The following is a 15756-nucleotide window of genomic DNA, read 5'->3' on the forward strand; positions in this document are numbered from 1 at the left end:
GCCCGCCCCCGCCTCCCCTCAACGGGCCACGGTCCATGCCCTCCCCCGGTGGCCCCCCCCCGCCGGGCCCCCGCCCGGTCCGGCGGGATCGATCCGGTCTCCGCGATCCGGCGCGGTCAGTCCACCACCTTGATGGTGATCAGCCCGCGCTCGTCGTCGAACACCCGCAGCGCGGCCACCGCGAAGCCCGGGTGGTCGCGCATCCAGTTCTGCGCGGCGAGCAGGATCCGGGCCGCGCTGTTGAAGACCTGCGCGGCCTCCGTCGAATAGTCCCCCGGCAGGTGCGAGGGCAGGTCGGTGTCGATCGCGACCTCGTACTTGCCCTTGTGGTCCAGCGTGAGCCGCACCTGCTGGAGGTGCGCGCCCTCGGCGGTGGTGTGCAGCGCCGCCAGCATCGTGGCCCCGTAGTCGTCCGCGGCCGGCTTGCGGTCGTCCCGCTCGGCGCCGAGCCGGAAGTCGATCGCGTCGCGGTCCGAGTCCAGGATCTCGATCCCGCCCACCCACAGCGCCGGATGGTCCTCGGCCCACTGCGCGGTCTCGGTCAGCAGCTTGCCCGCCCGGTCCCGGACCAGTTCCTCGGCCTGCGTGTTCGAGCCGTTGCCCCGGACCAGGTCGGTTTCGAGCGTGACCTTGTAGACCTTGTACGAGCTGACCACCCGGATCCTGGTGACGTGGCCCCCGTGCGCCGTGGTCCGCAGGTGGGTCAGCAACTCGCTCCCGTATGCCCCCGACTCGGGGGTGTCGCCGGCGGCGGCGGGCGGCACGACCGGCGGCACCGTGGCGGGTGTGCCGGCCGGCGGCACGGTCGCGGGTGTGTCGTCCGCCGCGACCGTCTTCGGAGCGGGCGTGCCGATCCGCGCCGTGCTCGGTCCCGCGGTGGCGACCGTGTCGGCGACCTTGCCGGCGTCCGGCGATCCGGTACACGCCGCGGCTCCCGCCACGGTGGTGGCGAGAAGCACGACCGCGGACAGTCGTGTGCGCTTCCGTATGCGTATCAAGGTTCGTGTTCACCCCCTGTCACCCAGCCATGGTGCGGGTTGGTCCTCGGCTCCTACCAGGCGGGGGGTAGCGTGCCGAGGAAATATACCGCTTTGCCGGCGCCCCGACCGGCACCTTTCGCCCATGCCGGGCGCCCGGGCCGGGGCAGGACGCCCGGCCGAGGCGGGGTCAGGGATCCACGGCCAGGCGGTAGCCGCGCTTGGTGACGGTGAGGACCAGGTCCGCGTACGGCCCGAGCGCGGCGCGCAGTCGGGCGATCGCCGCCTCGACGGCGTGCTCGTCGGTCCCGGGGTCCGCCCACACCCGGCGCAGCAGTTCGGCCCGCCCCAGCACCCAGCCGGGTTTCTCGGCGAGGGCGCGCAACACGGCGCCCGGGACCGGAGGCAGCCAGATGGTCCGTCCGTCGACCAGCACCGCGTTGCCCTGGACGACCAGCCGCCGGGCGCCGGTGTGCAACTCCCGGCGGGCCCGCGCGGGCAGCGCCTCGGCGATCGTGCGCACCAGCGAGCCGATCCGCCCGCGCTCGGGCCACACCGACTCGACGCCCAGGTCGGCCAGCGGACGCGCGCACACCGGGCCGATGCACACCGGCAGTACGTCGGCGCGCAGCGCGGCCAACACCTCGGCGTGCCGGCCGGCCCCCCGCGCGGTCTCCAGGAACGCGCCGATGGCGGGCGCGCTGGTGAAGGTGAGCGCGTGCACCTCGTGCCGCACGGTCTGCTCCACCAACCGGCGCACCACGCCCGGATCCTCCGGCGGTCCCCAGCGGAACACCGGGATCTCCACCACCTCGGCGCCGCGTTCGCGCAGCCCCTCGGCGAAGCCCGGGGCCGGCGCGCCGTGCTCCTGGACGGCGATCCGCCGCCCGCGCAGATCGCGCGCGAGCAACCAGGCCAGCACCTCGCCGCGCGAGTCCGAGCCGGGCGAGTAGACCTCGCGCAGCCCGCTCGCGCGCACCGCCGTGGTCGCCTTGGGCCCGCACCCGACCACGGCCGCGGCCCGGCAGGCGCCGGCCAGTCGGGCGCCGCGCCCCCACCCTTCGGCGGCGCCGAGCCAGCCGCGCCAGCCCGCCCCGGTGGTGGCCACCACGTAGTCGAGGCGGCGGTCCAGGGCCCGTTCGGTGGCCCGGCGCAGGATCGGATCGTCGGCCGGCGACACGATCCGTACGGTGGGCGCGTCCACCACCTTGGCGCCCAGGTCCCGGAGCAGCGCGGCGAGTTCGTCGCGGCGCCGGGCCGCGGTGACGCCGATGGTGAACCCGACCAGCGGCGCGGCCCCCGTGCCTGTCTCCATGGGGTGAGACTCGCCGACGTGTGTTACGTCCCTGTTGCCGGACGGTCACGCGGGAGTTAGCGCGTGGGTCGATGGGCGGGTCGCTCGGAGCCTGCGCCGGTGCGCGCGGCCCACGCGGCGCGGGTCGGTTCGCGTCCCGGCGCTCGGGTCGCCGGCGCGGCGCGGTGGGCGCTCGGAAGTCGCCGGCGCGGCCCGGCGGTGGCTCAGAAGTCGCCGGCGCTGCGCTTGCCGAGGTTGTTGTCGGCCGCGATCGGGTTCCACAGGCCGACCACCTTGTTCTTGGCGGTGGTGGCCCGGCCGCCCGCGCGGTCGGCGGCGCGCTTGTGGTCGGTGTACTCGGCCTTGTGGTCCTTGCAGCCGCCGCGGGCCATCTCGGTGCCCCAGGCCGCGAGTTCGCGGTCGGACTCGGCGGAGGCGGTCCACGCCTCGCGCAGTCCGGCGACCAGGTCGGCGCCCCGGGTCAGCTTGTCGGTGGCCAGCTTGTCCAGGCCCGCGAGCTGTTCGTCGCGCTGCCGGGCCGCCTCGTTGAGCGACTGCGCGCCGGCCGCGGGGTCGTCGCACTTCTGGATCTTCTGCACGGCCTGCGACACGACCTGTCGGGAGCCGGCCCCCGACTGGAGGAGGCGGTCCACGGCGGAGGCCTGCGCGGCGCTCTCGTTCGCCTTGGCGGGCGGCGCCGACGTCCCCGGGCCCGCGCTCCCGGACGTCTCCGGCTTCGGACCGGCCGTCGCGGCGGCGCCCTTGTCCGCCTTGTCGCCCTTGTCGTCCTCGCCGAACGCGCCGCTGGCGAACACCCCGATGGCGGCGACCACCACGAGCGCCCCGACGCCGGCGGCGATCAGCGGCGTGCGGTTCCGGCCCGCGCCGGGGCCGCCGTGCTCGACGGGCGGGACGGTACGCGCCCCGTACGGCGGGGCGGCCGGTTGCGGCGTGGCATACCCGGCGGACTGCGCGGCGGGATACCCGCCGGACGGCGGCGCGGGCTGCCCCGAGTAGGCCGGCCGGATCGGCGGCGCGGGAATGCCGACCGGCCCCGTACCGGCGGACGGCGGGCCGGCCACCTCGTCCCGGAACAGGCTCACCTCGAACACCTGGGTCGGGTCGGCCGACCCCGCCGGCTGCGGCCCGGTCCCGGGCGGCGCCAGGGGCGAGCCGACCGCGGCCCCGCCCGGCGGCGTATGCATCGGCCGCGGCGGCACCTGCCCGGGCGCGGCCGGTGGCTGCGGCGACTGGGACTGCTGCGGCTGGGGCGCCGGATACGGCTGCTGCCCCGGGTAGCCCTGCTGCCCCGGAAACGACTGGTGCCCCGCATACGACTGCTGCCCGGGATACGGCTGCTGTTGCCCGGGATACGCCTGCTGCTGTCCGGGATACGCCCCCTGCCCGTACTGCTCCGGCGGCCCCTGATCCGCGTAGTCGTCGAATCTCGGCAACACCTCGGTCTCGTCGCGCGGGAGTTCGAGCGGGCCGAAAGGCGACGGCCCCGGCTGCCCGCCGTTCGGACCGTGTCCGCCCGTGCCGCCGTCCGCTGCACCGGATCCCATGCCACCCACCCGTTCGTCGCCTCGAAGCCGTCGCACCGGGGCGTCGCGCGACCGGCCGGATCGTCCGGCGGCCGCTCCCCCGGTCCGCCCGACGGTAACTCAGTCGTTCGAGTGACGAACAGCGGCGCGTGCCGCGACCGGGCCCCGGCAAGGGTGTTCGGCGACCTCTGTGGCACGGCCCGCCGCAGGTGGGCGGCGGTGTCGGGCGATCAGACCGCGACCGCGTGCACCGCCTCGGCGAATTCCCGGACCAGGGGTTCGTCCCGGTGCGGCTCCAGCCGGCGCTGGAAGTCCTTGAGGTATTCGAGCCCGCGCGCCGAGTGCAGCCGGCCCACCAGGTCCAGCGCCTCGGCGCCGACCGCGCACGCCTCGTCCAGCCGGTTCTGCTGCAGGTGCGCGGTGGCCAGCAGGAGCGTGTCGACCGCCCGCCGGCGCACCCGCGTGTCGGCGTGCCCCTCCAGCGCCGCCCGGGCCGCGGCCTCCGCCTGCCGGGGTCGGTCCAGGTCGCGGTAGCAGTGCGCGAACTCGTCGGACAGGTACGCCTGCGAGAAGTGGCTTATCCACGCCGGGTCCTCGTCCGGCAGCGCCAGGTCCATCGCGGACTGGGCCCGGGCCAACGAGCCCTCACACGCGCGCGCGTCGCCGAGCAGCGCGTGCCCGCGCGCCTCGGCGGCGTGGAACATCGCCTGGGTGGTCGGCGTGGCCTCGTGTTTGGCGCCCTCCTGCGCGGCGCGGGCGAGCTGGGTGATCTCGCGCGGATTGCCCAGGCTGCCCGCGAGATGGCTCATCCCGGCGGCCAACACGTAGCCCCCGTAGGCCCGGTCCCCCGCGGCCTGGGTCAGCCGCAGCGCCTGGATGTAGTAGCGCTGGGCGAGTCCCGGCTGGCCGGTGTCCACGGCCATGTAGCCGGCCAGCTCGGTGAGCCGGGCCACGGCCGCGAAGAGGGCGCGTCCCGTCTCGTCGGAATAGGTCCCGTTGAGCAGCTGCGTCACCACACTGCCCAGGTAGTGCACCACGACCGGGCGGATGTGCCCGGCGCCGAAGCGGTGGTCGAGCGCGGACAACATGTCCGTGGTCGCGCACACCGCCTCGATGTCCGAGACGCCCACGCGCGGTCCGCCGATCCGGGCCACCTGCGGATCCGGCTCGGTGATCAGCCAGTCCCGGCTGGGCGCGACCAGGGCGGCCACCGCGACCGAGGAGTTGAGCAGGAAATCGCGCCGGTTGACGTCGCTGCGCCACAGCTCGGTGACCACCTCGACGGTGGCCGCGGGGGTCGCGGCGAACTGCAGGCCGACGTTGGTCGCCAGGCTGCGACCGTCGGCCATGCCGATCTCCTCGACCGTCACCGGCCGGCCGAGCTTGCGCCCGATCGCCTCGGCGATCAGGTTCGGCACCGCGCCGCGCGGCTGCTGACCGCGCAGCCAACGGGCCACCGAGGTCTTGTCGTAGCGCAGGTCCATGCCGTGTTCGGCCCCGCACATGTTGACCCGTCGGGCCAGCCCCGCATTCGAGCAGCCGGCCTCCTGGATCAGTGCCGTCAATCTCTCGTTGGGCTGCCTCGTCGCCTGCGTTCGCGCGGCCATCGGCGTTCCCTCCCCGACCGTTGGTGCGGGCTTGCGACATGCGGGATCGGCGCGACGGGGGCTTGCCCGGTCCCGTCGTGTGCGCGCCCGATGCCTGGTGAGTCCGTTGTGCGAATCGAGCGGACGCCGTCCGTCCGCCGGGGCCCCTGGTACGGGGAATCGCCGTTGCCGCCCGGCAGTCGGACGAATGGTTCATCCGCGTACGGAGCGTAGTGACCCGTATAGAGCAGCGGATAGAGCACCCTCGGCTGCGCCCCCCGATCTGCACCCATGCGCCCCCCTTGCGCCGGATGGCCGGCGATGATCCCATCAACCCTGATCATCCGGTTTCCGTCGGCCGGCGCGCGCCCGCGCGACGTGCGACCCGGTGCCGGTGCCGGTGCGCCGGACGGGCGGCCGCGAGTGCGCCCTCGCCCGGCCGTAACCATCCCGTGGCCCCACAGTTGTGCAGCACGTGGAAGACACCCTGGGGGCCCGGCAGATCGCCCGCGACACGCTTGTAGAGACCGCAGTCCGCTACGCCGAGGACCGGCACTGGGACGTGGTTCCCGGCGCCTCGGTGGTCGAACACAGCGCGGGGCGTCGGTGCGACTGCGGTCATCCCGGGTGCGCCACCCCCGGCGCGCATCCGATCCTGCGCGACTGGGCGGTACAGGCGGCCAGTTCGCCCGCGCTGGTGCGGCGCTGGTGGGGCGAGCACCCCGACGCGGCGATCCTGCTGCCCACCGGGCGCGGGTTCGACGTGATCGACGTCCCGGAGCAGGCCGGCTGTCTGGCGCTGGCCCGGCTGGAGCGGATGGGCCTGCCGCTCGGCCCGGTGATCGCCACCCCCACCCGGCGGCTGCAGTTCCTCGTACTGCCGGGCGCGCGGGACAAGATGGGCGAGATGTTGCGCCGGATCGGCTGGGGCGCCGGTTCGATCGACCTGATCCCCAAGGGCGAGGGCGACTGGGTGGTCGCCCCGCCGTCGCGCATGGGCACCTCCGGCAGCGCCGCGTGGGCGCGCGAACCCACCGAACTCAACCGCTGGCTCCCCGAGGCCCGCGAACTGGTCAGCCCGATCGCGTACGCGTGCGGTCGGGCGATGGCCGAGGCCCGCTAGGTAGCGCGTCTCCGGCGGGCGCGTCGGACGTACGGCGAAGGGCCCTCGTCACCGAGACGACTCGGTGGCGAGGGCCCTCGCGCGAACCACGGCCGACCGACCGCGAGCGGCGCGCGCCGCGGCCGGCGAGCCGCGCCTAGCGCGCCGCCACGAACACGTGCGAGGCGACCTCGGGGGGCAGCTCGGCGGCCTCGCCACCGCTGCCCGCCATCACGCCGCCCGCGGACTCGTGCACGCTCACCACCGCACCGGGACGAATCCCGGCCCGGCGCAGCGTGTACATCAACTGCGCGTCGGTCTGCAGCGGCTCGCCGAGCCGCCGCACCACGACGTTCTTTCCTTCCGGCCCCGCCGACTCGAGGAGCGTGACGAGGCCGCCTTCCTTGAAGGAGTCGGCGTGCAGTTCCCGGTCCAGTTCCTCCAGGCCCGGGATCGGGTTGCCGTAGGGCGATTCCTTCGGATAGCGCAGCAGTTCGAGCAGGCGACGCTCCACCTGCTCGCTGATCACGTGCTCCCAACGGCACGCCTCGGCGTGCACCTGTTCCCAGGGCAGCCCGATGACGTCCACGAGCAGGCACTCGGCGAGTCGGTGCTTGCGCATGACCCGCGTCGCGATTCCCCGCCCCTCGGCCGTCAGTTCCAGATGACGGTCGCCCTCGACCGTCAACAACCCGTCCCGCTCCATTCGTGCCACGGTCTGGCTCACGGTCGGCCCGCTCTGCTCGAGCCGCTCCGCGATCCGCGCCCGCAGCGGGACCACACCCTCCTCCTCCAGCTCGAAAATCGTCCGGAGGTACATCTCCGTGGTGTCGATGAGTCCACTCACGACCAGCGGCTCCGTTCTTGGTGGTCCTGCCGTGCAATTCTGACGCACCTGGACCACCGATGCGGACGTCCGGCCGATCGGGTCCCCGCGGCTTTTCCCGGCACACGCCGTCCCGTGTACTCCGCCGCGTCATCCGTACGTGTGCCCAGCCCCGGTGGGTGCACGTTGTCGGGTGCGTACGGTCATAACGTTCCGATATGCCATTGCCATCCCGGAAGACCTCGCGTCGCGCGGAATCCACCGATCGAGTGGGCCGCGTCCATGTTCTCTGGTTGCGCCGCGACCTGCGGCTGTCCGATCACCCCGCGCTGCACGCCGCGGCCGGCACCGGCTTTCCCGGTACCGGGGACGGGGCGCCCGCCCGGGTATTGCCGGTGTTCGTGCTCGACCCGGCGGTGTGGGGCGCCGCGGGGCCGGCGCGCCGGGCGCACCTGGCCCGCTCGCTGCACGCCCTCGACGCCGATCTGCGCGAGGCGGGCGGGCGGCTGGTGGTGCGCGCGGGCGAGCCGACCCGGGTGCTGCCCGCGCTGGTGCGCGAGAGCGGCGCCGCCGAGGTGCACGTCACGGCGGACTTCGGTCCCTACGGCCGGAGCCGGGACGCGGCCGTGGCCGAGGCCCTGGACGTACCCTTGCGCGCCACCGGATCGCCGTACGCGGTCGCCCCGGGCCGGGTGCGCAAGGCCGACGGGACGCCGTACCGGGTGTTCACCCCCTTCCTGCGCGCCTGGGCCGAGCACGGGTGGCGCGAGCCGCTGCCGCGACCGAGCGACCTCGCCTGGGCACACGCCGACTCGGACGACCTGCCCGCCGCCCCCGAGCCGGCCGGGGTGGACCTGCCCGAAGCGGGCGAGCGAGCGGCGCTGGCCGCCTGGCGGGAATTCCGCGCGCACGGCCTGGACCGCTACGCGGAGCTGCGGGACCGGCCCGACCTGCCCGGCACCTCGCGGTTGTCGGCGCACCTGAAGTTCGGCGAGATCCACCCGCGCACGCTGCTCGCCGACTGTCCCGACGCCACGTTCCGGTCCGAGTTGGCCTGGCGCGAGTTCTACGGCGACGTGCTCTGGCACCACCCCGAGACCGTGCGTGAATACCTGAACCGGGACCTGGCCGGCATGGCCTACGACACCGGCCCGGACGCCGACGCGCTCTTCGACGCGTGGCGCGCGGGCCGAACCGGCTTCCCGTTCGTGGACGCGGGCATGCGGCAGTTGCTCGCCGAGGGCTGGATGCACAACCGGGTACGCATGGTCGTGGCGTCCTTCCTGGTCAAGGACCTGCATCAGGAGTGGACGCGCGGCGCGGCGCACTTCATGCGGCACCTGGTGGACGGCGACCCCGCGTCCAACAGCCACGGCTGGCAGTGGACCGCGGGCTGCGGCACCGACGCGTCGCCGTGGTTTCGCGTGTTCAATCCGATCCAGCAGGGGCGCCGGTTCGATCCGCAGGGGGACTACGTGCGTCGGTACGTGCCCGAGTTGCGGCACATCACGGGACGCGCGGTGCACGAGCCGTGGCGGATCGGGGTCGACGGCTATCCCGATCCGATCGTGGAGCACGCCGAGGAAAGACGCGTCGCACTCGACCGCTACCAGGCGATCCGGCGGTAGGGTGCCGGATCCGCGTTCGCACGGCGGATCCGTATACGAAGCTCCGAGGACGAAGTTCCTGACGAACGGGAGGACCGGGGATGGTCGAGCTGGGCGCACGCTACCTCGACGCGGCGATCGGGCTGCTGGAACGGCTGCGGGACGTCGAACTGCCCACGATCGACCGGGCCGCGGACCGGATCGCCGGTGCCCTGGCGGAGGGCGGCCGGCTGTTCGTGTTCGGCGGCGGGCACTCCGCGCTCTCCGCGCAGGACGTGGTCTACCGCGCGGGCGGCCTGATCCTGGCCAACCCGCTGATCGCCCCCGGCAACGAGCTGACCGTGCGTCCGATCACCGTCAGCAGCGCGGTGGAGAAGCTGGCCGAGCTGGCCGGTCCCGTGCTCGACGGCGCGGGGGTGCGCGAGGGCGACGCGCTCGTGGTGATCTCGCTGTCCGGCCGCAACGGGCTGCCGGTGGAGCTGGCCCGGCGGGCGCGCGAGCGCGGCGCGCTGGTGATCGGCCTGACCTCTGTCGAGGCCAGCGAGGCCGAGCCCGCGCGGCACCCGTCGGGCACCCGGGTCCTCGACAACTGCGACATCGTCCTGGACACCGCGATCGCGGTCGGCGACGCCGCGCTGGAGGTGGAGGGTGTGCCCCAGCGGATCGGCCCGACCTCGGGTGTGGTGTGCTCGGCGGTGATGCAGACACTCATGGTCGGCGTGATCGGCCACCTGGTCTCCCGGGGGATCGAACCCCCGGTGTTCATGTCCGCGAACATCGACGGCGGCAACGCGTGGAACGAGCGGTTGCTGGCCGAACACGCGGACCGGATCTTCTATCTGAGGTGAACCCGGCAGTGCATCCCAACGCACGGTCCCACTCCCCCGAGCAGACCTCGTCCGGCGCGGGCGGCGCGGGCGACCCCCGCTGTGCCCCGCTGGTGGTCCCCGGCCGCTTCAACGGGCCGCCGGGCATGGGCAACGGCGGCTACCTGGCCGGCCTGCTGGCCACGCGCGCGGTCGGCGGGATCGCCTCGGGGGTGGCCGTGACGCTGCGCCGCGCGGTGCCGCTGGATCGTCCGCTGGCCCTCGCGCACGACGCGGCGAGCGGGACACTGACCTTGGCGGAGGACGCGGGGGCGATCGCGGAGGCGATCCCGGTCGACCCCGCGCTGCCGCTGCCCACCCCGATCGACCCGGTCACCCCCGCCGAGGCGGCCGCGGCGAGCCGGTCCTTCCCGGGCTTCGCGACGTGGAACCCGTACACCGACTGCTTCGTGTGCGGCCCGGATCGGGCCGAGGGCGACGGCCTGCGACTGTTCCCCGGCATGCTGGCCGACCGCCCGGACACCAACGCGTGCGTGTGGACCCCACACGGCTCGCTGGTCGCGCCGGACACCGGCCAGGTGGCGCCGGAGTTCGTCTGGGCCGCGCTGGACTGCCCCGGCGGCTGGACCGGGATCGACCGCGACACCGCGCTCCTGCTCGGCCGGATGACCGCGCACGTGTACGCGCTGCCCTACCCGGACGAGCCGTGCGTGGTGCTCGGCCGGCTTCTGGGCCGGGACGGGCGCAAGGTACGCACCGCCACCACGCTCTACGACGCCGAGGGTCGCCCGGCCGCACACGCCGAACAGGTGTGGATCGCGCCGCGCACCTGACCCACCATGCCGCGCCGCCGGCGCTACGGCTTCGGGTCGCGCCCGTCGTAGCGCCACAAGTCGCGCCACCGCAGCGACAACACGATCACCAGCACCACACACGCGATCCCGCCGCTGACCACCGAGAAGCGCTCGGTGGTCAGCGAGGCCACCGACCCGGACTCGAAGTCGCCCAGGCGCGGCCCGCCGGCGACCACCACGATGAACACGCCCGCCAGCCGCCCGCGCATCGCGTCCGGCGTGCCGACCTGCATGATCGTATTCCTGAACACCATGCCGACGGTGTCCGCGCAGCCCGCGCAGGCGAGCAGGATCAGCCCGAGCCACAACGGTCCGCCGAGCCCGAACGCGGTGATGCACAACCCCCACGCGATCACCGCGACGACCACCGCGCGTCCCTGGCGGTACACCCGACCCAGCCATCCGGAGAACAGCCCGCCGACGAGCGCGCCGACCGCCGGCGCCGCGACCAGCAGGCCGACCGTGCTCGCCCCACCGCCGTACAGGCCCGCGGCCATCGCCGGGAACAGCGCGCGGGGCATGCCGAAGACCATCGCGACGATGTCGGTCAGGAACGTCATCCGGATGTTGGGCCGACTCCGCAGAAAGCGCAGCCCCTCGCGCACCGAGGCCCGTTTGGGCCCGCCCTCGGTACGGTCCGGCGCCATCGACGGCAGCCGCCACATCGCGTACAGCGCCGCGGAGAACGCGATCGCGTCGATCAGGTAGGCGGCCTGGAAGCTCCACAGGCCGATCACCAGACCGCCGAGCATCGGCCCGACCGTCATCGCGAACGACATGGCTATCGCGTTCAGCGCGTTGGCCGACGGCAGTCGGTCCGCGGGCAGCAGCTTGGGGATCATCGAGGTGCGGGCCGGATTGTTCACCGCGAAGAAGCCGGACTGCACCGCGACCGCCGTATACAGCAGCCACACCTGGCCGAGGTCGAGAAACGCCTGTAGGGCCAGCACGACCGACACCGTCGAGAGCCCGCCGGCGGTGACCAGGCCGACCAGGCGCCGGTCCTGGCTGTCCGCGATCGCCCCGCCGAGCAGGCCGAACACGATCAGCGGGACCACCGCGCACAGTCCCACCACGCCGACGGCGAAGTTGGACCCGGTCAGGTCGTACACCTGGATCGCGACCGCGACGGCGGTCATCTGCTGACCCAGCGAGGACACCGAGTGGCCGAACCACAGACGGCGGAAGTCGGGGAACCCGCGCAGCGGACCCAGGTCCACGAGCACGGATTGGGCGCGGCGCCCGGGGGGCTTCCTCGCGGCGGGCCGCGACGCGTTCGGCGATGCGTTCCGCGCCGAGTTCTTCGAGATGTCAGGGGCAGAGGGCATCCCCACATCCAAGTCCAGTGTGCCCTGCATCTATTCCTGGATTCGGTGTGGGATCGGGCACCCCGTAAATCCGTTGCACCCGCCCCGACGCCGATCTAATCTCACTGGCACACGGGAGAGGAGGTGGTCTGAAGTTGCATAGCATTCGGACGCGTGAGGTGGCTGCCCGCTAGCCGCCACTCCGGTTTACCGGCTCGGCAGGCCCCGTCGTGAGTGCACCGCGACGGACGCAGGCAGGCGGCCGGCAACACCAGGCAGACACCCGACCCGCAGGTCGCCGGGATCGTCCCCCGGCCTTCGTCCCACCTCACCGAGGTGGACGGAGAAGCGACCTGCGGGTCGCTGTCGTCTCCGGCCGGTTTTCGGCCCTCTCCGACGAGACCGCCGGCAAGGCTCGCTCACCGGGCCCGCGCTGCGGAGCTCGCCTCACGGGCTCAGTCGCTCGATCCGCCATGACACGTCCGCGCCGCCCTCGCCCTCGCGCAGATAGCGCAGCCGGTCGTGCATCCGGTTCTCCCGCCCCTGCCAGAACTCCACCGTCTCGGGCACCACCCGAAAGCCGCCCCAGAACTCCGGCACCGGGATGTCGTCGATGTCGGCGAACCCGGACTCGGCCTGCGTGTACCGCTTCTCCAACTGCTCGCGCCCGGCGACCGGCCTCGACTGCTCGCTCGCCCAGGCGCCGATCCGCGAACCGCGAGGTCGGGAGCGGAAGTACTCGGTGGTCGCCTCTCGGGACACCCGTTCGGCGGAACCGGTGACGATTACCTGGCGGGCCAGCGCGTGCCACGGGAAGAGCAGGCTCACCGCCGGGTTGGCGCCGAGTTCGACACCCTTGCGCGAGCCGTAGTTCGTATAGAAGACGAAGCCCCGCTCGTCGAACTCCTTGAGCAGGACCGTGCGGGTGCTCGGCCGCCCGTCCGGCGTCGCGGTCGCGACCACCATCGCGTTCGGCTCGGGCAGCTCGGCCCCGGCCACCTCGGCCAACCAGGCGGTGAACAGCGGGAAAGGGGTCGAGGGCAGGGCACCTACGTCGATGCCCTCGCCTCGGTAATGCCGGCGCATCGCGGCAAGCTCGGTGAACTCCACGGACAACGAGTACCACTCGGGGGCGGCCGGCGGCACGACCACCCCCGACCGGGTGACGTCCGGCAATCCCGTCCCGGGTGGGTTTGTGCCCCACCTCACTCGCCCCGGCGTGTTCCGAAGTAGGTCGTCTCGATATCGAGAGATATCCTGAACAACGGACTTCGATCGGCCCATACCTTCAGGCGAGGCACCATCCCGGCCTCGCCCGGACCGACCGGAACACCTCCCCGAAACACCGGTGGATCCCAGGTGCGAAGCCTGATCGGCACCCTGCTCCCCGGCCTCGTTCGGGGGAAGACACGGTGTGGCGGGGCGGGGTATGAAGGACCCGGCCACAAGTCAGTCGAGATCGCATGAGGAGCCGCCTGATGTCCGAGTTCGTACCCGGGCTCGAAGGAGTCATAGCGTTCGAGACGGAGATCGCCGAACCCGACAAGGAGGGTGGCGCGCTCCGGTACCGAGGTGTGGACATCGAGGACCTCGTCGGCCACGTCTCGTTCGGCAATGTGTGGGGCCTGCTGGTGGACGGGGCGTTCAACCCCGGCCTGCCGCCGGCCGAGCCGTTCCCGATTCCCATCCATTCCGGCGATGTCCGCGTGGACGTGCAGAGCGCGCTGGCCATGCTGGCTCCGGTGTGGGGTCTGAAACCGCTGCACGACATCGACGACGCCCAGGCGCGGGACGACCTCGCCCGGGCCGCCGTGATGGCGCTGTCGTACGTCGCCCAGTCGGCCCGCGGCCTGGAGAAGCCGATGGTGCCGCAGAGCGAGATCGACAAGGCGCAGACGATCGTCGAGCGCTTCATGATCCGCTGGCGTGGCGAGCCGGACCCGCAGCACGTCAAGGCGGTCGACGCCTACTGGACGTCGGCGGCCGAGCACGGCATGAACGCCTCGACGTTCACCGCGCGCGTGATCGCGGGCACCGGTGCCGACGTCGCGGCGTGTCTGTCCGGCGCGGTCGGCGCGATGTCCGGCCCGCTGCACGGCGGCGCGCCCTCGCGTGTGCTGCACATGATCGAGGAGATCGAGCGCACCGGCGACGCCACGGCGTACGTCAAGGGTGTCCTGGACCGGGGCGAGCGCCTGATGGGCTTCGGCCACCGGGTGTATCGCGCCGAGGACCCCCGTGCGCGTGTGCTGCGGCGCACGGCCAAGGAGTTGGGGGCTCCGCGCTACGAGGTGGCCGCGGCGCTGGAGAAGGCGGCGCTCGAAGAGCTCCAGGCTCGGCGTCCCGACCGGATCCTGGCCACCAACGTGGAGTTCTGGGCCGCGGTGATGCTGGACTTCGCCGAGGTGCCGGCGCACATGTTCACCTCGATGTTCACCTGCGCCCGCACCGCCGGGTGGAGCGCGCACATCCTGGAGCACAAGCGCACCTCGCGCCTGGTCCGCCCGGCCGCCCGCTACATCGGCCCGGGCACCCGCCCGATCACCGAGGTCGCGGGATACGACGACACGGTGCGCAACCTGAAGGACTGATCGGCGGGCGTCGATCACCGAGCACGGATCGCTGCCGCCCGAGACTCCGAACGAAGCCCCGCCCCACCCGAGGGAGCGGGGCTTCGTCACGCCCGAACCCGGGCCCGGCCCCGAAGCCGACCCTCGGCCGCAAGGCCGGATCGGGCCGCCCCGTTGCCGTGAATCCGCAGCCTTCGCCGATGCCGCAACGGGTGGGCGGGTGGGCACACCCCCCCGCGCAGCGGGGGTCATCGCCCCTCCAGGATGGCCACCTGCCGCGCATCAGACGCCCGCGGACACGTACCGCACAGCGCATCCGGATCAAGCGTGTACCAAAGACAGCACACGCTCTGCGTGCGATTGCAGTGGCTGCGCCCCTCGGTCCCCGCAAGCACCCGAAAGCCCGCCTCACGCTTGAAGCGGCCGACATCGCCCGGAAGCAGTTCCCCCAGTTCGCGCACCGCGCGGTCGCCCTCGCCCAGCGTGCGCCCCAGATACCAGACGCCGCTCACCACCTCGTCGGCCACCATCGACCACAACACCCGCTCCCCTCGGCGCAGATGTGGCCGGAACGCGGCCAGCAGCGGTTCGACGTGTTCGGCCACCCGGTCGAGGAGCAGCGCCCGCAGCGCCGCCTCGTCGGCCACCACCCGCGCGCCGGGCGCGTTCGCGTCGGGGTCGTCGGGCAGGCAGGCGAAGGTGTTCGAGGTGACCGTGAAGGAGCGGCCGACCCGCTCGGACCCGGGCGCGATCCACACCTCGTCCAGGGCCACCAGCGGGACCCGGCGGCACAGGAACCACGGGCCGGTCAGCATCAGGCAGGCGTACCAGGCGTAGCCGTGCAGCGCCCACATCGCGATCGCGTCGGCGCGCGGCTCGGCCGCCAGGGTCGCGCCGATCCGGGTGCGCTCGGCGGCCAGCATCTCGGCGAGCACGTCGGGGTCCTCGGCCATCCGCGAGGCGTGCAGCATGCCGACGGCGGGGCGTCCGGGCTCGACGGTGATCAGCGCACACGCGGCACCGAGCGCACGGAAGGTCTCCGCGAACGCGGGGCACGGCGCGGGCTGACGAAGATCGAGCACGGACATGATCCGAAGGTAAGCCTTGCCTAACCTCATGTCCACACGGGTCGGCCCGACATTCCCCCCTCGGGGCCGGCTCCACCCTTCCGGAGGAGCCGTGGGCGGGGCGGGGGGGGCACCCCCCGCCCCCCCCCAACAACCCCCCCCCCGGGGCTGGGCCGACCCCCCCCCCCGGGCCGG

General features: G+C 73.4%; 13 protein-coding genes. 5 read left to right on the forward strand and 8 right to left on the reverse strand.

Annotated features, from left to right (window positions below; genetic code table 11):
* Positions 1-116 precede the first annotated feature (116 nt).
* From ACFRCG_RS45350 to ACFRCG_RS45365, 4 genes are all read right to left on the reverse strand, one after another.
* Positions 117-959 carry a hypothetical protein gene (locus tag ACFRCG_RS45350; protein WP_380042527.1) on the reverse strand — a complete coding sequence of 281 codons (843 nt, stop codon included), beginning with the start codon at positions 957-959 and terminating at the stop codon, positions 117-119.
* Positions 960-1167: 208 nt separating this feature from the next.
* Complete coding sequence (locus tag ACFRCG_RS45355; protein ID WP_380042528.1) at positions 1168-2292, reverse strand: uroporphyrinogen-III synthase; 1125 nt, start codon at positions 2290-2292, stop codon at positions 1168-1170.
* 203 nt (positions 2293-2495) lie between these two features.
* Positions 2496-3836 (reverse strand): hypothetical protein, encoded by a 1341-nt coding sequence (locus tag ACFRCG_RS45360; RefSeq protein ID WP_380042529.1) that lies wholly within the window; start codon positions 3834-3836, stop codon positions 2496-2498.
* Positions 3837-4045: 209 nt separating this feature from the next.
* A complete protein-coding gene (locus ACFRCG_RS45365; RefSeq protein ID WP_380042530.1) occupies positions 4046-5422 on the reverse strand; it encodes a transcriptional regulator in 1377 nt (458 codons plus the stop codon).
* Positions 5423-5867: 445 nt separating this feature from the next.
* Here ACFRCG_RS45365 and ACFRCG_RS45370 point away from each other — a divergent pair, with 445 nt between their 5' ends.
* The gene (locus ACFRCG_RS45370) at positions 5868-6524 is read left to right on the forward strand and encodes a bifunctional DNA primase/polymerase (RefSeq protein WP_380042531.1); all 657 of its coding nucleotides are present in this window, start codon (positions 5868-5870) and stop codon (positions 6522-6524) included.
* A gap of 136 nt (positions 6525-6660) precedes the next feature.
* On the opposite strand, the gene ACFRCG_RS45375 is transcribed toward ACFRCG_RS45370, so the two are convergent.
* Positions 6661-7350, reverse strand: coding sequence for a metal-dependent transcriptional regulator (locus tag ACFRCG_RS45375; protein WP_078976746.1), 690 nt, complete (start codon positions 7348-7350; stop codon positions 6661-6663).
* 272 nt (positions 7351-7622) lie between these two features.
* Between ACFRCG_RS45375 and ACFRCG_RS45380 the strand changes: the two genes are divergently transcribed.
* The 3 genes from ACFRCG_RS45380 to ACFRCG_RS45390 all read left to right on the forward strand — a co-directional run bounded on the left by ACFRCG_RS45380 (position 7623) and on the right by ACFRCG_RS45390 (position 10596).
* Entirely contained in the window at positions 7623-8957 is a 1335-nt protein-coding gene (locus ACFRCG_RS45380) for a cryptochrome/photolyase family protein (RefSeq protein ID WP_380042532.1), read from the forward strand.
* An 80-nt stretch (positions 8958-9037) separates the two neighbouring features.
* Positions 9038-9784: a sugar isomerase domain-containing protein gene (locus tag ACFRCG_RS45385; RefSeq protein WP_380042533.1), complete on the forward strand. Its 747-nt coding sequence runs from the start codon at positions 9038-9040 to the stop codon at positions 9782-9784.
* A gap of 8 nt (positions 9785-9792) precedes the next feature.
* A complete protein-coding gene (locus tag ACFRCG_RS45390) occupies positions 9793-10596 on the forward strand; it encodes a hypothetical protein (RefSeq protein ID WP_380042534.1) in 804 nt (267 codons plus the stop codon).
* A gap of 23 nt (positions 10597-10619) precedes the next feature.
* On the opposite strand, the gene ACFRCG_RS45395 is transcribed toward ACFRCG_RS45390, so the two are convergent.
* Together ACFRCG_RS45395 and pdxH are read right to left on the reverse strand one after the other, a co-directional pair.
* Entirely contained in the window at positions 10620-11945 is a 1326-nt protein-coding gene (locus ACFRCG_RS45395; protein ID WP_380042535.1) for an MFS transporter, read from the reverse strand.
* 426 nt (positions 11946-12371) lie between these two features.
* Positions 12372-13010 carry a pyridoxamine 5'-phosphate oxidase gene (pdxH, locus tag ACFRCG_RS45400; RefSeq protein WP_380042545.1) on the reverse strand — a complete coding sequence of 213 codons (639 nt, stop codon included), beginning with the start codon at positions 13008-13010 and terminating at the stop codon, positions 12372-12374.
* Between the two features lie 392 nt (positions 13011-13402).
* Between pdxH and ACFRCG_RS45405 the strand changes: the two genes are divergently transcribed.
* Complete coding sequence (locus tag ACFRCG_RS45405; RefSeq protein ID WP_380042536.1) at positions 13403-14515, forward strand: citrate synthase 2; 1113 nt, start codon at positions 13403-13405, stop codon at positions 14513-14515.
* Between the two features lie 227 nt (positions 14516-14742).
* Here ACFRCG_RS45405 and ACFRCG_RS45410 read toward each other — a convergent pair whose 3' ends face one another.
* Positions 14743-15582 (reverse strand): (2Fe-2S)-binding protein, encoded by an 840-nt coding sequence (locus ACFRCG_RS45410; protein ID WP_380042537.1) that lies wholly within the window; start codon positions 15580-15582, stop codon positions 14743-14745.
* Between the last annotated feature and the right edge of the window lie 174 nt (positions 15583-15756).

Source organism: Embleya sp. NPDC056575, assembly GCF_042793325.1.
Taxonomy (GTDB): Bacteria; Actinomycetota; Actinomycetes; order Streptomycetales; family Streptomycetaceae; genus Embleya.

What these genes read in the sequence shown, in the direction of transcription:
- ACFRCG_RS45355 (WP_380042528.1), bottom strand. Translation starts at nt 2,292, where the DNA reads ATGGAGACAGGCACGGGGGCCGCGCCGCTGGTCGGGTTCACCATCGGC.
- ACFRCG_RS45360 (WP_380042529.1), bottom strand. Translation starts at nt 3,836, where the DNA reads ATGGGATCCGGTGCAGCGGACGGCGGCACGGGCGGACACGGTCCGAAC.
- ACFRCG_RS45365 (WP_380042530.1), bottom strand. Translation starts at nt 5,422, where the DNA reads ATGGCCGCGCGAACGCAGGCGACGAGGCAGCCCAACGAGAGATTGACG.
- ACFRCG_RS45385 (WP_380042533.1), top strand. Translation starts at nt 9,038, where the DNA reads ATGGTCGAGCTGGGCGCACGCTACCTCGACGCGGCGATCGGGCTGCTG.
- ACFRCG_RS45395 (WP_380042535.1), bottom strand. Translation starts at nt 11,945, where the DNA reads ATGCCCTCTGCCCCTGACATCTCGAAGAACTCGGCGCGGAACGCATCG.
- pdxH (WP_380042545.1), bottom strand. Translation starts at nt 13,010, where the DNA reads ATGCGCCGGCATTACCGAGGCGAGGGCATCGACGTAGGTGCCCTGCCC.
- ACFRCG_RS45405 (WP_380042536.1), top strand. Translation starts at nt 13,403, where the DNA reads ATGTCCGAGTTCGTACCCGGGCTCGAAGGAGTCATAGCGTTCGAGACG.
- ACFRCG_RS45410 (WP_380042537.1), bottom strand. Translation starts at nt 15,582, where the DNA reads ATGTCCGTGCTCGATCTTCGTCAGCCCGCGCCGTGCCCCGCGTTCGCG.